This is a genomic window from Sphingomonas sp., from assembly GCF_035910975.1.
GTDB lineage: Bacteria > Pseudomonadota > Alphaproteobacteria > Sphingomonadales > Sphingomonadaceae > Sphingomonas.
This window is the reverse complement of the sequence record NZ_JAMHWM010000009.1, coordinates 1-1,577: the sequence shown is the minus strand read 5'-3', so window position 1 is coordinate 1,577 and position 1,577 is coordinate 1. Positions and strand designations below refer to the sequence as shown.

The 1,577-nt window shown below is 68.7% G+C and carries 1 protein-coding gene and 1 pseudogene; both read right to left on the bottom strand.

The genetic code is table 11. From position 1 onward, the window contains the following. A pseudogene (locus VYI76_RS02595) lies at positions 1–722 on the bottom strand (hypothetical protein); the annotation flags it as partial. A 2-nt stretch (positions 723–724) separates the two neighbouring features. After that, entirely contained in the window at positions 725–1,546 is an 822-nt protein-coding gene (locus VYI76_RS02590; RefSeq protein WP_326523216.1) for a type-F conjugative transfer system secretin TraK, read from the bottom strand. Positions 1,547–1,577 lie beyond the last annotated feature (31 nt).

Here is a 1,577-nt window from a genome sequence, read left to right as displayed (position 1 = left end):
CCGCCGAGCAGGACCCCGCGCGTGAAGCTCACGGGGAGGTACGTATCGATGGTCTGAGGCGCCGCCTTGCCCGGTCCTTCAGGGGCGGCATCGCTTGCCTTTTGCTGGGCGATCGCCACGCGGACCAGCGTTGGCTGCGGCGGTGCAGCGGATGCGTCGATTCCGAAGGTCGGCACCTGGGATGGCGTGCCCGGCGGCATGCCGGCGCGCGACGTCGGCAGCGGTGGCGGCGGTGGAGGTGGCAGCGCAGACCGAGCGAGCGCTGCATCCGGAGGGAGGCGGTTCGCTGCGGCAGGGGCAGCAGCATTCGGCGCCGAGGCGGCCGGGGCCGGTTCACCCGGAGAGGCCTTCAGGCGGGCTTCTAGATCGGCAAAACGCCGCATCAGGTTGTCCTCGGCTTCCTTGCGTTCTCGGTTGATGCGTCGCTGGTCGTCGCGCTCGCTCTCGTACTGCGCGAGCTTCTTGCCGGCCTGACCGACCCAGGCCTCGACCTCGCGCACCTGCGCGCCCGGCGCCATCAGGTCCACGTTGGTCGGCTTCAGATCCCCGGCGCCCGCCGCGACCGAACTGCGTTGCGGCGAGTCGCCGGAGCCCATCGCGAACACTGTCCACAGCACGCCGACGGCCACCGCCGAGATGGCGCCGATCGTTGCCCACTGACGCGCGCGCGGCGACATCCGCTCGATGAGTGTGGACGCGCGGTCCCTGATGCTCGGGCCCATGGTCAGCCACCCTGACGGATCACGAAGACCGTCGTGCTGTCACCCGGGCGCAGGTTGTGGTTCTCGATCGCGACAGCCAGCACGCCGCCTGTCTCGCGATCGAACTCCTGCTCGGCCAGGACCATGTTCTGGGTGCTGATGTTGGTCAGGAGGTAGCGCTCGCCGACGAGGCCGCGACCTTCGTAGACGCGGGTCATCGCGAAGCGGGCTTCGACCCATAGCTGGATCGGCCGGTTGACTTCCTCGACGCGGACGTCGGTCGGCACACTGTCGGAAGCCATCGCCACCAGCATCGCCTTGAGCGAGCGGATGTGGATGGGCTGACGAGAGGCGGGCGCAGGACCTGCCTGTTCGGCCCGTGCCTGCCGCGGCGTCCTGTCGCGGATGACGATCGTGTCCGCGGGCGTGTCCGACCGGCGCAGCAGCAAGGTGTAGGTAGCGTGCTGCGAGGAAATGAACAGGTTGACCGGCTTGCCCAGGCCGCCGACGGGTCGGACATAGATCTCGCCCTTGTCCGCATCGCACTCCAGCACGATCTCGCCGGCCGGATTGGTCTGAGGCAGCACGGGTGTGCTGCCGGTGCCCGGCTGCGTCAAGACCGCTGCGCCGCAGTTGCTCGAGTAGATGTTGCCGAACACGTTCGTGATCGATGCGCCATCGATGCGGATGCGGGTCGGCTCCTTGATCGCCAGCACGGCCTCGACCGTCACCCCGTCGGTGGCCTCGACCACCTGCAGGGCGCCGGCGATCCGCGGCTCAGCGAACCACAGGACGGGGATCAGCAGCGCCGAGGCGAGTCTGATGGGCCTGGCTGGCTTGACCATAGGGCACCTCCTTGAAGGTCCTGACATGCAC

Excerpts from the sequence above, each read along its gene's own strand:
- VYI76_RS02590 (WP_326523216.1), bottom strand. The coding sequence starts at position 1,546 with ATGGTCAAGCCAGCCAGGCCCATCAGACTCGCCTCGGCGCTGCTGATC.